Raw genomic sequence first — 17,241 nt, 5'->3', positions numbered from 1 at the left:
AGCCCCGGGCCGGCGGCGGCCCGGAGCCGGGGCTCTTACTTGGAGCTGGCGAGCCCGGCGGCAGGCTGTGCCGCCTCGATCGGCTTGCGGCTGCCGTGGAGCTTCCAGAGCAGGCCGACGCCCACCAGCCCGGTCAGCGACAGGCTGAGCATGCCGGCCTGGGGGCTGGCGAACCAGACCTCCATATGGGCCTTGAGCATCGGCGCGAGAAAGCCGCCCAGATTGCCCAGCGAGCCGATCAGGGCGATGCCGCCGGCCGCCGCCACACCGCCCAGATAGCCGGTCGGCAGGGTCCAGAACAGCGGCTGCACGGTGACGAAGCCGGAGGCCGCGAAGCAGAAGGCCAGCAACACCGGGGCGAAGCTGTCGACCAGCACCGAGGCGGCGATGCCCAGAGAAGCCATGCTCAGCATGCACATGGCCATGGGCAGGTGGGCGGCGTGCCGGTCGGCGAAATGGGTCACCAGATACATGACCACGGCCGCGCACAGCCAGGGGATGGCGATGAACAGCCCGACCTCGAGGCCGACCGTGGTGCCGAGCAGTCCGGCGATGCGGGTCGGCAGATAGAAGATCACCCCGTAGACGCTCATCTGGATGCTGAAGTAGATCAGGATGAAGCTCAGCACGCGGCGGTTGCTCAGCAGCCCGAGCAGGCTGCGCGGACCGTGGTCGAGCTTGTGCTGGTCTTCGAGCTGCAGTTCATGGCCGAGCGCGCTCTTTTCGTCGGGAGTCAGCCATTTCGCCTCGTGCGGTTTGCTGTTGAGGTAGAACAGCGCCACGCAACCCACCACCACTGCGGCCAGGCCCTCGACCAGGAACATCCACTGCCAGTTGGTCAAGCCGAATATGCCGTGCATGTCCAGCAGCCAGCCGGACAGCGGACTGCCCAGCAGCAGGGCGCCCGGCAGGCCGAAATAGTAGATGCCGATCGCCTGGCCGCGACGCGCCGCGGGGAACCAGTAGGTCAGATAGAGGATCACCCCCGGCGAGAAGCCCGCCTCGGCGACGCCGAGCAGAAAGCGCAGGACGTAGAAGGTGGTCTCGTCGCGGGTGAACATCATGGCGGCCGAGACGAAGCCCCAGGTGATCATGATCCGGCTCAGCCAGACCCGGGCGCCGACGCGGTGCAGCATGAGGTTGCTCGGCACCTCGAACAGCGCGTAGCCGATGAAGAAGATCCCCGCCCCCAGGGCGAAGGCGGCGTTGCTCAGGTTGAGGTCGGTCTGCAGGGCGGCCTTGGCGAAGCCCACGTTGGCGCGGTCGATCATGGCCAGCGCGAACATCAGCGCGAGGAACGGCAGGAGGCGCCAGCGGCACTTGGCGATGGCGCTGTCGATATGGGCAAGGTGCTCTGCACTGGTCGTGCTTCTTGTACTTATTGTCATAGTATCCCCCGGTAGGGTCTGCGGAGTGAAGGCATGGATGGCCGCCCATGAGATGCGGCGGCGGGCTGGCTGTCACCTCCGGCCGACGTGCGCTTCGCCGGCCGGGTGAAGGGGCCGGCGAGCGCACCTCGCGCCAGGCGGTGGCGGGCCACGGTCGATCTAGTTCACATGGACGGTCTCTCCCTGATCGGCATGGTCATGGTGCATGTACGGGCTCCGCGCCTGCCGGATGGCCTCAGTCGCCGACCAGCTCGGCCGCCGAGGCCGGCGCCAGCCGGCCATCGAGCAGGCCGCGTGCGGCGAGATTGGCGATCAGCGCACGCAGGCCGAAGGTCCAGGGACTGGCCTGGCTGCTGTGGTTCACCCGGTTGTGCAGGCTGCCCAGCAGCGGACTGCTGATGCTCACCTTGTCGCCCAGCTTGTGGGTGAAGCCGCCGCCAGCCTGGTCGCGGTCCTCGGTGGGCGCGAACAGCGTGCCCAGAAACAGCAGGAAGCCGTCCGGGTACTGGTGATTGGCGCCGATGGTCTGGGCGACCAGCTCCAGCGGGTCGCGACTGATCTGCTGCATCGAGCTGGTGCCCTCGAGCCGGTAGCCGTCGCGCCCTTCCACCCGCAGCTCGACCACGCACTGGCGCACGTCGTCCAGGCCGAAGCGCTCATCGAACAGGCGGATGAAGGGACCGACGGCACACGAGGCGTTGTTGTCCTTGGCCTTGCCCAGCAGCAGCGCGCTGCGGCCCTCGAAGTCGCGCAGATTGACGTCGTTGCCGAGCGTCGCGCCGAGCGCCTGGCCGCGGCTGTTGACCGCCAGCACCACCTCCGGCTCGGGGTTGTTCCACTGCGAGCGCGGGTGGATGCCGATCTCGCTGCCGCTGCCCACCGCCGCCAGCACCGGCGACTTGGTGAACACCTCGGCATCCGGGCCGATGCCGACCTCCAGGTATTGCGACCAGAGGCCCTGCTCGACCAGTAGCGCCTTGAGGCGGGCCGCCGCCTCGGAGCCGGGCTTGATGGCGCGCAGGTTGTCGCCGATCGCCGCGCGGACGACTTGCCGCACGCTCTCGGCCTTGCCGGCGTCGCCCCCTGCCTGCTCCTCGATCACCCGCTCGATCATGCTGGCGGCGAAGGTCACCCCGGCCGCCTTGATCACCTGCAGGTCGGCCGGCGGCAACAGGAACGGCCGGGCGGGATCGGGCGCGCAGCCGCTGTTGTCCAGCAGGCTTTCCAGACTGCAGAGGCGCCGGCCCGGCAGGCTGCGCACCTGCTCCAGGGGAGCCAGGCTTTCCAGCAGGTCGCTGAGGGTGGCGAAATGCTCGGACAGGTCGAACACGTCCTCGCCGCGCAGCACGATCGGCGAAGGCCCGGCCACCTTGCCGGGCACCCAGGCGCGGCCGATCAGGGTGCCGGCGGTGCCGTCGACAGGCAAGGTGTTGGCCGGGTCAAGTCTCAAGGGAGTCATCGGAAGTACCTTGTGGGTCCAGGAAAGGAATGGACTCAAGCTAGAGAACCCGCTCGATAAATCCCAATGACAAATCTTCAATATTCGATATCTTCTGGTTATCGCATTGCCCGAGTGTTCCGATGTCCGGCTCCGACATTTCCTTCTCCAGCCTGTGCAACTGGCTCAGGCTCAAGCATCTGGTTCTGATCGACACCCTCGCCCGCACCCGCAACATGCATGCGGCGGCCGAGCAGATGAACCTCAGCCAGCCGGCGGTCAGCAAAATGCTCCGCGACCTGGAGGAAGCCCTGGGCTTTCCCCTGTTCGAGCGCCTGCCGCGCAGCATGCCGCCGACCGAGCTCGGCGAGTACGTGGCCCGCTATGCCCGCATGACCCTCAACGACACGCAGAAATTCGTTGAGCAGGTGAACCGGCTGAGCAAGGGCGGACACGGCTACCTGAAGGTGGGCGCCATCTTCGCCGCGACTGCCGTCGTGCTGCCCGAGGCCATCGCCCGGATCAAGGCCGAGCGGCCCCTCTTGTCCATCGAGGTGATGGAGCAGACCAGCAACCAGCTTCTGGAGATGCTCGAACAGAAGAAGCTCGATCTGATCATCGGCCGCTTCACCGAGGAGCGTTACCAGCAGATCTTCGACTACCGCGGACTCGGCCCCGAGCCCTTCTGCCTGGTGGTCAACGGCCATCATCCTCTCGGCCAGCTCGAGGAGGTGCCTCTGGCCGAGCTCGAGCGCTGGCCCTGGATCCTCTACCCGGCGAGTACGCCGATCCGCCGCCGCATGGAACAGGCCTTCGCCGAATTCGGCATCAGAACGCCGAGCAACACCGTGGAAACCATTTCCATGCAGACCTTCCTGCAGTTGCTGCAGTCCGACCCGATGATCGCCATGCTCCCCGAGTCAATGGTGCAGTCGCAGCTGCAGAGCGGCCAGTTGCGGATGCTGAACACCGCGTTCCACGTCGAGCCGCTGGAGTACGGCATCATCACCCGCAAGGACGAGCCCCTGCCCGCAGCGGCGCAGGAGTTCGCCGAGATCCTGCTGGAGTTCGCCCGCCTGCGCCGGGAGGGCACGCCGGGCTAGACGACTCCCTTCCGGCGGCATGACGAAAGGTTATCGGCCAATCCAAAGCTCTCATTGGGCAAGGCGCCGGGGTCTGATTACAGTGGCCCCAGCCTTGCCGTGCAGCGCCCGGCCCGTCCAACGACAACACCCGCAGCGCCCAGGCAACGAGACATCGCATACCGCCCCAGCGCAGGGCGATCGTCTTGGCGCCTGCTTGCAGTAGTGGAGATCCGCCCCATGCAACTGATTGCCAGAACCGGCGACAACGGCAGCGCCGTGATCCGCCTCAACGCCCAGGACGACGTCCTGATCGCCCGCCGTCCCCTGGAAGCGGGTCAGTTCCTTCCCGAAGAGAACCTGCAGGTGCGCCAGGCCATTCCCGCCGGGCACAAGGTCGCCGTCCGGGCTGTAGCCGCCGGTCAGCCGGTGCGCCGCTACGGGCAGATCATCGGCTTCGCCAGCGCCACTATCGAAGCGGGCGAGCACGTCCACGTGCACAACCTGAGCATGGGCGAATTCAGCCGCGATTACGCCTTCGGCGCCGACGCCCGGCCCGCTGCCGCGGCGCTGGAAGGCCCCACCTTCATGGGCATCGTGCGCGCCGACGGGCGTGTCGCCACCCGCAACTACGTGGGCATCCTCACCTCGGTGAACTGCTCGGCCACCGTCGCCCGGGCCATCGCCGATCACTTTCGCCGCGACATCAACCCCGCCGCCCTCGCCGGCTATCCCAACGTCGACGGCGTGGTCGCCCTGACCCACGGCTCCGGCTGCGCCATAGACGCCAGTGGCGAGGGCCTCGGCATGCTGCGCCGGACCCTGGGTGGCTATGCCGCGCATGCCAACTTCGCAGCCGTGCTGGTGGTCGGCCTGGGCTGCGAAACCAACCAGATCGACAGCCTGCTGGCCAGCCAGGGCCTCGAGCGCAGCGACGCGCTGCGCACCTTCACCATCCAGGACAGCGGCGGCACCGCCCGGGCCGTGGCCAGCGGCATCGCCCAGGTCAAGGAACTGCTGGCCGAGGCCAACCGTGTCGAGCGCCAGCCGGTCAGCGCCCGGCATCTGGTCGTCGGCCTACAGTGCGGCGGCTCGGATGGCTACTCCGGCATCACCGCCAACCCGGCCTTGGGCAATGCAGTGGACCGTCTGGTGGCCTGCGGCGGCACCGCGATCCTCTCCGAGACCCCGGAAATCTACGGCGCCGAGCACCTCCTGACCCGCCGCGCGGTCAGCCGCGAGGTCGGCGAGAAACTGGTCGCCCGCATCCGCTGGTGGGAAGCCTATTGCGAGCGGATGGGCGCCGAGCTGAACAACAACCCCTCGGCCGGCAACAAAGCCGGCGGCCTGACCACCATCCTCGAGAAATCCCTCGGTGCCGTGGCCAAGGCCGGCTCCGGAAACCTGGTGGAGGTCTACGAATACGCCGAGCTGGTCCGCGCCCAGGGTCTGGTGTTCATGGACACCCCCGGCTACGACCCGGTCTCGGCCACCGGCCAGGTCGCCGGCGGCGCCAACCTGATCGCCTTCACCACCGGCCGCGGCTCGGCCTACGGCTGCGCCCCGGCGCCCTCGATCAAGCTCGCCACCAACACGGCACTGTGGCAGCGTCAGGAAGAGGACATGGACATCAACTGCGGCGGCATCGCCGACGGCTCGACCAGCATCGAGGCCTGCGGCGAGGCAGTGTTCGAGCTGATGCTGCGCATCGCCTCGGGCGAACGCAGCAAGAGCGAGGTGCACGGCTACGGCCAGAACGAGTTCGTGCCCTGGCAGATCGGCGCCGTCACCTGAAGCGCCCCGGCCGGCCTTTCCCGGAAGGGCCGCCGCAACCCTTTTCCCCTCGAAGCCTGTTTCCTTTCGTCGGCCGCGCCGGCGGAGGCTTCCCATTTCCCCAGAATCAAGGAGTTCCAGATGTCCGCGATACTCGGATTGAATTTCATCGAAGGCGCCCGCAGCGGGAAAGGCGACGTCATCGTCCACAGCATCGATGCGGCCACCGGCGAAAAGTTATCCTATGACTTTTACCAGGCCACGCCTGAAGAAGTGAACGCCGCCGCCGAGGCCGCCGCCGCCGCCTACCCGGCCTTCCGTGCCCTGCCCGCCGCCCGCCGCGCCGAGTTCCTCGAGGCCATCGCCACCGAGATCGACGCACTGGGCGACGACTTCGTCGCCATCGTCTGCCGCGAGACCGCCCTGCCCGCCGCGCGCATCCAGGGCGAGCGCGGCCGTACCTGCAACCAGATGCGCCTGTTCGCCCAGGTCCTGCGCCGCGGCGACTTCCACGGCGCGCGCATCGACCGCGCCCTGCCCGAGCGCCAGCCGCTGCCGCGCGTCGACCTGCGCCAGTGCCGCATCGGCGTCGGCCCGGTCGCGGTGTTCGGCGCCAGCAACTTCCCGCTGGCCTTCTCCACCGCCGGCGGCGACACCGCCGCGGCCCTGGCCGCCGGCTGCCCGGTGGTATTCAAGGCGCACAGCGGCCACATGGCCACCGCCGAGGGCGTGGCCGACGCCATCGTCCGCGCCGCCGGGAAGACCGGCATGCCCACCGGGGTGTTCAACATGATCTACGGCAACGGCGTCGGCGAGGCGCTGGTCAAGCACCCGGCGATCCAGGCGGTCGGCTTCACCGGCTCGCTCAAGGGCGGCCGCGCCCTCTGCGACATGGCCGCCGCCCGCCCGCAGCCGATCCCGGTGTTCGCCGAGATGTCCAGCATCAACCCGGTGCTGCTCCTGCCCGCGGCGCTCAAGCAGCGCGGCGAGCAGATCGCCAGGGAGCTGACCGCCTCGGTGACCATGGGCTGCGGGCAGTTCTGCACCAACCCGGGGCTGATCGTCGGCCTGCGCTCGGCGGAGTTCTCCGCCTTCCTGGAGCAATTCGCCGCCGCCATGGCCGACCAGGGCCCGCAGACCATGCTCAACCCCGGCACCCTGAAGAGCTACGAGAAGGGCCTCGCCGCCCTGCACACCCATCCCAAGGTCAGGCACCTGGCCGGGCAGCCGCAGGAAGGCAACCAGGCCCGGCCGCAGCTGTTCCAGGCCGACGTCAGCCTGCTGCTGGAAGGCGACGCGCTGCTGCAGGAAGAGGTCTTCGGCCCGACCACCGTGGTCGTCGAGGTGGCCGATGCGGCCGAGCTGGTCCGCGCCCTGCACGGCCTGCACGGCCAGCTCACCGCCACCCTGATCGCCGAGCCGGCGGACCTTTCCGCCTTCGCCGCGCTGGTGCCGGTGCTGGAGCAGAAGGCCGGGCGCCTGCTGCTCAACGGCTACCCGACCGGGGTGGAAGTCTGCGACGCGATGGTCCACGGCGGCCCCTACCCGGCCACCTCGGACGCCCGCGGCACCTCGGTGGGCAGCCTGGCGATCGACCGCTTCCTGCGCCCGGTGTGCTACCAGAACTACCCGGACACGCTGCTGCCGGAAGCGCTGCAGAACGCCAACCCGCTGGGCATCCTGCGCCTGGTCGACGGCCAGCCGAGCCGCAAGGCGCTCTGATCCTTCCGGCTCGACCGGGGGCACAGGCCCCCGGATTCCCTAAAACAACAACGAACGGGAAAACCGCATGACCACTTCGCTCCGCGCTCGCCGCCGCATTCCGCCGCACATCCGTCTCCCCGACACATCGCCGGGAACCTTGATCGCCTGATCTGCCAGCCCCGGCCACCGTCGCCGGGCTTTCCCCCTTTCGCCCAACGCATCCGCGACCACGGAGGGGGGCCTTTTTGCGCCTTTTCCACCGAATCTTCACCGGTAACAACAACAATGAAGAACAGCACCCAACGCTTCCCGCTCCGTCCGTCCCCTGCCCTCGCCTGCGCCCTGCTGCTCGCCGGCACTGGCGCCCAGGCGGCCTTCGTCGACGACGCCAAGGGCACCCTGACCCTGCGCAACTTCTACATCCACCGCAACTTCGTCGACGACGGTGCCACCCGCAGCAAGGCCGAGGAATGGACCCAGAGCTTCATCCTCGATCTCAAGTCCGGCTACACCGAAGGCCCGGTCGGCTTCGGCGTCGACGTGCTCGGCCTGTACTCGCTCAAGCTCGACGGCGGCAAGGGCACCGGCGGCACCCAGCTGCTGCCGCTCGGCCGCGACGGCGACCCGGCCGACAAATTCGGTCGGATCGCCGTCTCCGGCAAGATGAAATTCTCCGAAACCGAGCTGCGGGTCGGCGAGTGGTACCTGGTGCTGCCGATCCTCCGCTCCGACGACGGCCGCTCGCTGCCGCAGACCTTCCAGGGCTCCATGCTCACCTCGAAGGAGATCAAGAACCTGACCCTCTACGCCGGCCACATCACCGGCAACAGCCCGCGCGACGACGGCAGCATGGAGGACATGACGCTGAACGGCACCAGCCCCTACACCAGCGACCGCACCTCCGACGACTTCGACTTCGGCGGCGCCGAATACAGCTTCAACGACAAGCGCACCACCGTCGGCGCCTGGTACGCGCGCCTGAAGGACATCTACAAGCAGCGCTACTTCCAAGTGCTGCACACCCAGCCGCTGGGCAAGGAATGGACCCTCGGCGCCAACCTCGGCTACTTCGACGGCGAGGAGGACGGCGAGGCGCTGGAAGGCCACCTGGACAACAAGCTGCTCTCCGGGATGTTCTCTCTCCGCTACAACGCGCACACCTTCTACCTGGGCCTGCAGCGGGTCAGCGGCGACAACAAGTGGCTGCGGGTCAACGGCACCAGCGGCGGCACCCTGGCCAACGACAGCTACAACGGCAGCTTCGACAACGCCCGCGAGCGCTCCTGGCAGGCGCGCTACGACTACGACTTCGCCTCCCTGGGCATGCCCGGCCTGACCCTGATGACCCGCTACATCAAGGGCACCAACGTGCACACCGGCAACATCGACGACGGCGAGGAGTGGAACCGCGAGACGCAGCTGAGCTACGTGGTGCAGAGCGGCCCGGCGAAGGACCTGACCCTGCGCTGGCGGAACTCGACGATCCGCCGCGACTGGGGCGCCAACAACAAGTACGACGAGCAGCGGATCATCGTCCAGTACCCGCTCTCGCTGTTCTGAAGAGGATCGCCGGCAGTCTTGCGCCGGGCTAATGAATGGGCCAGGACGCCTCCGAGGCAGATGCTAGAGAGTGAAGACTTCGCGTCGGAGCAGCTCCCAGGAGGCCTTGTCCGGTGCAATCAGCAGGCCGCCGTCCAGGTGCCGTGGCAGATAGGGGGTTCCATCAAAGCGGGCGGCGTATGCGCCGGCCTCCTGGCAGACCAGGGTGCCGGCCAGATGATCCCAGGGCATCAGCTTGTAGTACATCAGGTAGTGCACATGGCCGGCCGCCAGGGTCCGGTGTTCGTGCGCTGCACAGCGGTAGTTGGCGGCAAAGCGAACCTTGGGCAGATTCGCGAGGATGCGTGGCTGACAGTCTTTCGGCAGATAGCCGGTCGAGGCCATGCCGACCATCTGGTCGAGCGCGACAGGGGCGGCCACGGAAAGCCGTTGCGCTTCGCCGTCCGGCCGTCTCAGCCAGGCGCCGCTGCCTTTTTCCGCCATGACCCAATCGTCCCCCATCGGGTCGTAGATGATGCCGGCAACCGTCTCGCCGGCGACAACGACCGAGGCCATGACGCCGAACGCCGGGATACCCGAGGCGAAGTTGAAGGTGCCGTCGACCGGGTCGACGATGATGGCGAACTCGGCGTCTTTCAGCCCGCCCAGCAGCGCCGGGTCCGCCGCGACCGACTCCTCGCCGATGAACAAGGCGTCCGGCCAGAGCCTGGCGATCTCTGCTTTCATCATGAGTTCGGCCTGTTCGTCGGCTTCGGTCACCAGATCCGTTGCCTCTGTCTTGGCCCGCACATCGGCTCTGCCCAAGCGCCGAAAACGCGGCATTATTTCGGCCTTCGCCGCCCGGCGCAGCAGATCGGCCAGTGCCGTTACATCGACTTTCGAAGTCATGGCATTTCCTGTGTGAAGACGTTGAATACGCTCAGATAACAGCCATCTGCCCGGAGTTCAATCCCTGCGGGAAACTGGCCAGTCCTGATTACGCCATCAAGGGTCATGCATCGTTCCCCATTCAGCCTTCGCCGCCATCGGCGGATATCTTGCCGGGAATGGCAGTCCAAACACTCGCATACTGGCTCGACTGTTGTCGCCATACCCGGGTATTCCCATCGATCGAGGGCGTCTTTCAGTGCCTTGCCGGCTTGAAGCCCGGCAGCCTGGCGGCAACGATAGGGAAATGGGCGAACAGGAGCATCCAAGATGGCATTTTTTGCTCGACGTGCCGATGGGCTCAGGCGCGAACGTATGCAGGCCTCCAGGCAGTATGCCGACGGCGGCTTCATGAACACCTACCCCTCCAGCGTACAGCGCGTGCCCGAGGGGCGGCCGACGCTGGCCGACTTCCTGTTCCGTGGCGAGGGCCGTACGCCGGCGCGGCCGCTTCCTGCCATCGACCCACGCACCGTCTGGGCCAGGCCCGTCGAAACCGGGCTGCGGGCCACCTGGCTCGGCCATTCGACCGTGCTGCTGGAAATCGACGGCCACCGGGTGCTGACCGATCCGGTCTGGGGGATGCGCGTCTCGCCGTTGCCCTTCCTCGGCCCCAGGCGCTTCCAGCCGGTGCCGGTCGACATCGCCAGCCTGCCGCCGCTCGATGCGGTGCTGATCTCGCACGATCATTACGACCATCTGGACTACCCGAGCATCCGGGCGCTGGCCAAGCGGCGGGTGCCCTTCGTCACCTCGCTCGGCGTCGGCCTGCATCTGGAGGCCTGGGGCGTGCCGGCCGAGCGCATCGTCGAGCTCGACTGGTGGGAGCGCACCGTGCTGCCGGGCGGCCTGGCGATCAGCGCCGCGCCGTCGCATCACTTTTCGGGGCGCGGGCTGCACGATCGCAACGCGACCCTCTGGTCGTCGTTCGCCCTGCGCGGCGAGCGCCATGCCGTGTTCTTCAGCGGCGATACCGGGCTCTCGCCGGCCTTCGCCGAGATCGGCCGGCGGCTCGGGCCTTTCGATCTGGTGATGATCGAGGTCGGCGCCTTCCACCCCTCCTGGGGGAACGTGCACCTCGGGCCGGACAATGCGCTAAGGGCCTGGGCACAACTGGGCAGCGGGCGTTTCCTGCCGGTGCACTGGGGCACCTTCAACCTGGCGATGCACCCCTGGTCCCAGCCGGCGGATGTGCTGCTGGCGCACGCCGCGGAGGGACTGGTGATGCCGCGCCTCGGCGAGCCGGTCGAGCCGGCCCGGGTCGACGCGGTGGAGCCGTGGTGGCGAGGAGAAGCCAAGGCCGATTGGCAGGGTGCCATGCCGCAGGAGGCCGAGAGCCTGGTACTTCCCGTGAAGGACTAGACAGTTCCCGGCGCGGCGGGAAAACGCCGGAAGAGGAGCCTGTCAGTAGGCGAACGGATGCCCCAGTTCCGTCTGCATCCAGGCGAGGAAGCGCCGCACGCGCGGATAGTCGGCGTGCGTGTGCGGGAAGACCAGATGATGCGCGCTGACCGGGCTGCGCAGCTCGCTGCCGAACACCGGGACGAGTTTGCCCGTCTGGATGTAGTCATGGGCCAGCAGCGTGCTTTCCAGCGCGAAGCCGAGGCCCTGGACCGCCGCCTCCAGGCTCATGTAGGAACGGTCGAAGCTGAGCGGGTAGCGGCGCTCGGGCATCGACAGGCCCTGCTGCGCGAACCACTGCGGCCACTGCACCAGCGGCGCTTCGGAGAGGATCAGGTCGGCATCGAGCAGATCGCCGGGACTGTCGACCCTCTTGGCCTGGAGCAGGGACGGGGCGGCGAGCACGGCGATGCTTTCCTGCGGCACGGTGCGGATCTCCAGGTTCGGCCAGTTCGCCAGGCCATAGCGGATATCCACATCCATCTTGTCCCGGCTGAAGTGCAGGGACTCGTAGGAGCACGACAGGTTGATCTCCAGGTCGGGGTTGCTGGCGCGCAGTTGCTCGAGGCGCGGCAGCAGCCAGAGCAGGCCGAAGCTGGGCACCGAATGCAGGCGCAGGCACTCCAGGTTGGCATCGGTGGCGGCGCGCTCGGTCGCCGTGCCCAGGCGCTGCAGCGCGCCCGAGATGTCGTGCAGATACTGGCTGCCGACGGGCGTCAGCTCCAGCCCCTTGCTGGTCCGGTGGAAGAGCTGGCGACCGATCATCGCTTCGAGCCTGGCGATCTGGTGGCTCACGGCCGAGGGCGTCAGGTTCAGGTGTTCCGCCGCCCTGGCGACATTGCCGAAACGCGCCGCCTGTTCGAAGGCGAGGATAGCTTTGAACGGCGGGATAGGCAGCGGCGTCTTTTCCGGGCGGATCATTGTTCTGGTCTCTTGGCCGGGCTGGTTTTACAGAGCATGCCATCGGCTCCCGACATCCCGTCAACCCTGAAGCTGGCGCCATGAGATGCTGAATTTTTTTCAGTGATTGCTGAGCGATCCGCCCGTCCAAATAGATGCCTTGCTAGGGTCTGTTGACGTTTTGGCGTGAGCCGCGTTGCCGCGCCAAATGCCGCCAGGCAAGGCGCGGGTCGCCGGCAATGGTCATTCCCTTGCCAAGACCCGCAACGCCGCATGGCGGCATTTGCCGCGCAACCCGCAGGGACGGGGCCCGTTTGGCGCAGCACGGCGTCGCTCGTCGTTCATTTGGAATGACCAAACTTCTTTCCTCGTTCCTTGTTCTGCGCCAAACGGGCCTCCGTCGCGGCCTACGCCAAAACGTCAACAGACCCTAGGGGTCTTCTGCATCACGATGACAATTCCGCCGCCTGAGCTTGGCGACGGCGAGAAATGGAACCGCGAGACGCAGCTAAACCATGTGGCCCGCTGAAAGTCCTGAATGTGCCCAGGTGGACACGACGGCCCCCTGGCCTGCCGGCAACACCTTACCGAAACGGTCAGGTGTTGCACCCGGATTTTGCCGCCGCCCCTCAATCATTGGAAAGAATGAATCTTTATTGGATACAAATGCGAATGCCCCCTAGATTTACCAAAGGAAGGGACCTGTCCAAGCCACAAGTCGAGCCATTGCACGTTCCAAAATAGCTCGGCGGGCGTAGTGGGAGCTGTTGATCGTCATCGGTCTGCACCGGTACGTGGAGGCGCAACTGAAGAAGGCGCGAGCACAGCTTCATCGTTCCACAAGGAGGTGTAGCCATGAATCTGAACGATGTGAAAGAAATCGATCGAACCTGGACGAACACACCGGTGCCCCTGGCCAATCCAAAGCCGACACTGCATATCGTGCTCAAATGCATCAGGCAGTGCCTTCAAGTTTTCTTCTCCCTCTTATCGGCTGCGTTGTATCTCGCATTTTTGATGGTCTTTTCGCTGTTCTTCGCCTGTTCGGCGTTGATTGGCGGAGCGCTGTGGATTGCCGGCCGGCTCGTGCGGCCCCAAAAGGATAATGGCAAGAGCCATTGACCTCCTTCCCGTCCTCTCGCTTCGCTTGCAGCATCCGGCATCGCTGCGCTGGAGGACGGCCACATCGTCAGGCAGGACGGGCAACTGATCGGCGTGGACATGGCGGACCTCCCGGAACGCACCCGCCGCTCCGCCCGGAACCTGCCTCACCGAGCCCACTCCTCTCGCTGGGTGATTTCCACGACATGCCTGCAAGCCATTCCATTGGCTCCCGACGCTGCCGTGCACCATGACGGACGCGCAATGACGCTTCGGGACCGAGCACCTGCCGGGCGGCGGAAGGCCAAGCTCCGACTGGCTTGACGTGGTCCGAGCGGATGGCCGATCAGGCGCCGGCCCCTGGCGTACTTACATACGCCGAATCAATCCCGGCTTGCCAGACACAAAGCGCCATGCATAAGATAGCGCTACCTTAGAGAAAGCTGGCACGTGCGTGCCAATCGATCCGGCTTCTCTCGAGCGCCCATTCGTTTCGACGCGCCAGCGGCCGGACGAGAAGGGACAAAAACAACAAGATCAGAGCAGACATCCTTGCGGTGGGTTTTCATCCCGTAAAGACAGCGCTGCCATCAATACCAGGATGTCCTATGGGTATCTTCGACTACGCGCCCGCATTCAGGCAGGCATTCGCCCCGCGCACGGCTTTCGTCCATGAACGCTTGGCGTCCCGCTCCCCCTTCCCCTTTCGAGACTTGCAACGGCCGGTGTCGGCGATGCGGCTGACGACTGCTCGCCCCGCTCCGACGGCAACCCCGTGCCGGTGCGAAGACAGGCCGAAGCCAGGCACGAGACGCGCCTGAGCCGGCTTTCGCTCACCCACGCCGCCAGGCGGCGACTCCTTCATACCATCCACAAGAAAAAGAGAAGGTCATATGCAACAGCCAGTAAGGTTCCGTAAAACTCTGCTGAGCGTCCTGATCGGCGCTCTGGGAATCAGTCAGGTCGCGATGGGCGCTGACCAGGTGGCGCCGGGCGCGCCGGGAGCGGCACCGTTCTGGTCGTATTCGGGCAAGACCGGCATCGGCACCTCCTACGAGCAGTACAAGGACGGCCGGTACTCGCCGCAAGCGGCCACCGGCGAAGTCTCGAAGGTCTGGTTCTCGCTGGCCCAGGGGATCGTCACCGAAACCATGTTCGGGCTGATCCACGAAGCCCAGCTGCGCGAAATGCAGCTGGTGATCCAGGGCCCCGACTTCCTGGACCTGGAAGCACAGGACACCGACAGCGAAGTGCAGTACCTGTCGGTCGACGGCGAAGGCCGCCCCACCTCGCTGGCCTACAAGATCATCAACCGCGACAAGCAGGGCCGCTACGAGATCGAGAAGCACGTCTTCACCGATCCGGACGCCAACTCGCTGATGATGCGGGTCATCTTCCGCAGCAAGGAGCCGGGCATCCAGGCCTATGTGCACGTCGATCCGGCCATCGGCAACGACGGCAGCGGCGACAGCGCCTTCGTCGACGGACAGGCCCTGTACGCCCGGGACGGCGAGATGACCCTGGTGGTCAAGGCCAGCCGGCCCCTGGAACAGCCCACCGTCGGCTTCGCCGGGACTTCCGACGGCCTGACCGACCTCAAGGACGGCAAGCTCGACAACCTGTACACCAGCACCGGGGATGCGCCTGGTAACGTAACCATGCTGGCGCGCCTGCCCCAGACGGGCAACGAGACCACCCTCGACCTGGTGGTCGGCTTCGGCAACGACCGCCAGCAGGCCGACCGGGCGGCGGACGCGACACTGGCCCGCGGCTATGCCAAGGTGCTGGCCCACTACAACGGCGAGGGCGAGGCGCTCGGCTGGCAGGACTACCTGGCCTCGCTCTCCGGCCTGCCGGCCATGTACGCGCAGAGCACCGACAACGGCAAGCTGCTCAACGTCAGCGCCCTGGTGCTCAAGGCTCAGGAAGACAAGAGCAACGCCGGGGCGCTGATCGCCTCCCTGTCCAACCCCTGGGGCGAGACGGTGCCGGCGGACAAAGGCACCACCGGCTACAAGGCGGTCTGGCCGCGCGACTTCTACCAGTGCGCGATGGCGCTGCTGGCGCTCGGCGACCGCGAAACGCCGAAGGTCGCCTTCGAATACCTGAAGAAGGTCCAGGTCACCGAAGCCACCTCGCTCGAGCAGGGCGACACCTCGGCCTACATCCATGAACAGAAGCAGGACGGCAAGGTCGAGAACGCCGGCCCCGGCGCCACCGGCTGGTTCCTGCAGAAGACCCATGTCGATGGCGAGATCGAATGGGTCGGGGTCCAGCTCGACCAGACCGCCATGCCCATCATGCTGGGCTGGAAGCTCTGGCAGGCCGGCGTGCTCGACGACGCCCAGATCAGGCACTGGTACCAGACCATGCTCAAGCCGGCGGCGGAATTCCTGGTCAAGGGCGGCCAGGTGAAGGTCGGCTGGAACGACTGGAAGGTCGTCCCGCCGCAGACCCAGCAGGAGCGCTGGGAGGAGCAATGGGGCTACTCGCCGTCGACCACCGCGGCGGTCATCGCCGGCCTGGTGGCCGCCTCCGAACTCGCCGGCCATGCCGGGGATGCCGAGGCGGCAAAGAGTTTCCTGGGCGCCGCGAAGGGCTATTCCGACAAGCTGGAAGCGACCATGGTCACCCAGAAGGGCAGCCTGGGCGACGGACGCCATTACCTGCGCATCACCCAGAACGATAACCCCAACGACGGCGCCCCCCTGCTCGACAACAACAGCCGGCCCGGCCTGCCGGAGAGCCAGGTGCTCGATGCCGGCTTCCTGGAGCTGGTGCGCTACGGCGTGCGTCCCGCCACCGACCCGCACATCGTCGGCAGCCTGGACGAGCTCGACAGCCAGGAGCTGCCCGAGAACCTGAAGGTCAAGTACCTGTTCAGCTATCCGGGGGTCAAGGGCGAATTCCCCGGCTGGCGCCGCTACGGCAACGACGGCTACGGCGAGAGCGAAATCTCCGCCATCAACTTCCCGGCCACCGAGGCGCCGGTGCTCAACTCCGGACTGCGCGGCCGCGTCTGGCCGATCTTCACCGGCGAGCGCGGTCATTACGAGCTGGCCCGCAGCAAGGCCCAGTTGCCGGAAGGCGTCGAGGCGCTGAATGCCGAGCAGCTGGCGAAGCTGAAGAACACCTACGTCAAGGCCATGGAGCTGTTCGCCAACGACGGCATGATGCTGCCGGAACAGGTATGGGACGGCGTGGGCAACAACAGCCGCCACAATTACGTGAAGGGCGAAGGCACGAACACCGCCACGCCCCTGGCCTGGAGCCACGCCGAGTACGTCAAGCTGGTCCGTTCGCTGACCGACCAGAGGGTCTGGGACCACTACCCCGTCGTCTCGGACAAGCTCGCCAAGTGACCTGAGCGTCCACCCTGCGCCAGGCAGCGCTAACGCGCTCGCCTGGCGCCCTCCACCCACGACAAGAGAGGTTTCCATGTCCAGACATGCCTCCGTCCCCCCCGGCCCAGCGCCCGTGCCTGCGTTCCCCCTTTCCCGGCGCCGTCTGCTCGGCGCTGCCTGCGTCGGCGCCGCCGCCGGCGCCCTGCTGCTGAGCCCGGTCGCTCCGGTCTGGGCGGCAGCCGCCAGGGCCGAAGCCGAACTGGCGACCTTCATGGAGCTGTCCAGGCACCTCACCGGGCGCAACGACCTGGATGCCAAGGTCGGCCAGAGTCTCTACGAAACCCTGGTCAAGCGTGATGCCGCCTTCGCCGCACGCCTCGGCGAACTGCAGGGCAAGCTCGGCAAGACCCCGCAAGGCCTGAGCGAAAAGGCCCAGGACGCGGCCCGGCAGATCCTCTCCGCCTGGTATCTCGGCATGGTCGGCAGCGACTACACCGCCACGGTGGTCAGCTACCCGGACGCCCTGATGTTCAAGGCCGCGGGCGGCGTCATCAAGCCGCGGGCCTTCTGTTTCGGCATGCCCGGCTCCTGGGCCGAGAAGCCTGGCTTCGGGAGAGCTTGAG

General features: G+C 66.8%; 12 protein-coding genes. 8 read left to right on the top strand and 4 right to left on the bottom strand.

Going from position 1 to position 17,241, the window contains the following annotated elements; all coding sequences use genetic code 11:
• Positions 1–35: 35 nt before the first annotated feature.
• On the bottom strand, positions 36–1,388 hold the full coding sequence (locus ACG10_RS09910) for an MFS transporter (protein ID WP_089168091.1): 1,353 nt from the start codon (positions 1,386–1,388) through the stop codon (positions 36–38).
• A gap of 235 nt (positions 1,389–1,623) precedes the next feature.
• On the bottom strand, positions 1,624–2,847 hold the full coding sequence (locus tag ACG10_RS09905) for a fumarylacetoacetate hydrolase family protein (RefSeq protein ID WP_089168090.1): 1,224 nt from the start codon (positions 2,845–2,847) through the stop codon (positions 1,624–1,626).
• A gap of 122 nt (positions 2,848–2,969) precedes the next feature.
• Between ACG10_RS09905 and ACG10_RS09900 the strand changes: the two genes are divergently transcribed.
• The 4 genes from ACG10_RS09900 (at position 2,970) to ACG10_RS09885 (ending at position 8,945) form a co-directional block, all read left to right on the top strand.
• Entirely contained in the window at positions 2,970–3,929 is a 960-nt protein-coding gene (locus ACG10_RS09900) for a LysR family transcriptional regulator (protein WP_089168089.1), read from the top strand.
• Between the two features lie 219 nt (positions 3,930–4,148).
• Complete coding sequence (locus ACG10_RS09895) at positions 4,149–5,702, top strand: UxaA family hydrolase (RefSeq protein WP_089168088.1); 1,554 nt, start codon at positions 4,149–4,151, stop codon at positions 5,700–5,702.
• A 120-nt stretch (positions 5,703–5,822) separates the two neighbouring features.
• Positions 5,823–7,403 carry an aldehyde dehydrogenase (NADP(+)) gene (locus ACG10_RS09890; RefSeq protein ID WP_089168087.1) on the top strand — a complete coding sequence of 527 codons (1,581 nt, stop codon included), beginning with the start codon at positions 5,823–5,825 and terminating at the stop codon, positions 7,401–7,403.
• A 267-nt stretch (positions 7,404–7,670) separates the two neighbouring features.
• Entirely contained in the window at positions 7,671–8,945 is a 1,275-nt protein-coding gene (locus ACG10_RS09885; protein WP_089168086.1) for an OprD family porin, read from the top strand.
• Positions 8,946–9,008: 63 nt separating this feature from the next.
• Here the strand turns inward: ACG10_RS09885 and ACG10_RS09880 are convergent, their stop codons facing one another.
• Positions 9,009–9,833 carry an inositol monophosphatase family protein gene (locus tag ACG10_RS09880; protein ID WP_089168085.1) on the bottom strand — a complete coding sequence of 275 codons (825 nt, stop codon included), beginning with the start codon at positions 9,831–9,833 and terminating at the stop codon, positions 9,009–9,011.
• Positions 9,834–10,142: 309 nt separating this feature from the next.
• Between ACG10_RS09880 and ACG10_RS09875 the strand changes: the two genes are divergently transcribed.
• Positions 10,143–11,234 carry an MBL fold metallo-hydrolase gene (locus ACG10_RS09875; protein WP_089168084.1) on the top strand — a complete coding sequence of 364 codons (1,092 nt, stop codon included), beginning with the start codon at positions 10,143–10,145 and terminating at the stop codon, positions 11,232–11,234.
• A gap of 42 nt (positions 11,235–11,276) precedes the next feature.
• On the opposite strand, the gene ACG10_RS09870 is transcribed toward ACG10_RS09875, so the two are convergent.
• Complete coding sequence (locus ACG10_RS09870) at positions 11,277–12,194, bottom strand: LysR substrate-binding domain-containing protein (RefSeq protein WP_198319045.1); 918 nt, start codon at positions 12,192–12,194, stop codon at positions 11,277–11,279.
• Positions 12,195–13,028: 834 nt separating this feature from the next.
• On the opposite strand from ACG10_RS09870, the gene ACG10_RS09865 reads away from it, so the two are divergent.
• The 3 genes from ACG10_RS09865 (at position 13,029) to ACG10_RS09855 (ending at position 17,240) form a co-directional block, all read left to right on the top strand.
• Positions 13,029–13,295 carry a hypothetical protein gene (locus ACG10_RS09865; RefSeq protein ID WP_089168083.1) on the top strand — a complete coding sequence of 89 codons (267 nt, stop codon included), beginning with the start codon at positions 13,029–13,031 and terminating at the stop codon, positions 13,293–13,295.
• Positions 13,296–14,167: 872 nt separating this feature from the next.
• Positions 14,168–16,636, top strand: a complete 2,469-nt coding sequence (locus ACG10_RS09860; RefSeq protein ID WP_089168082.1) for a glucan 1,4-alpha-glucosidase — start codon at positions 14,168–14,170, stop codon at positions 16,634–16,636.
• Between the two features lie 76 nt (positions 16,637–16,712).
• Complete coding sequence (locus ACG10_RS09855) at positions 16,713–17,240, top strand: sugar dehydrogenase complex small subunit (protein ID WP_089168081.1); 528 nt, start codon at positions 16,713–16,715, stop codon at positions 17,238–17,240.
• Position 17,241: the final 1 nt, after the last annotated feature.

The sequence above is a fragment of the Azotobacter chroococcum genome (assembly GCF_002220155.1).
Taxonomy (GTDB): domain Bacteria; phylum Pseudomonadota; class Gammaproteobacteria; order Pseudomonadales; family Pseudomonadaceae; genus Azotobacter; species Azotobacter chroococcum.
This window is presented reverse-complemented; position numbering and strand designations above follow the sequence as displayed.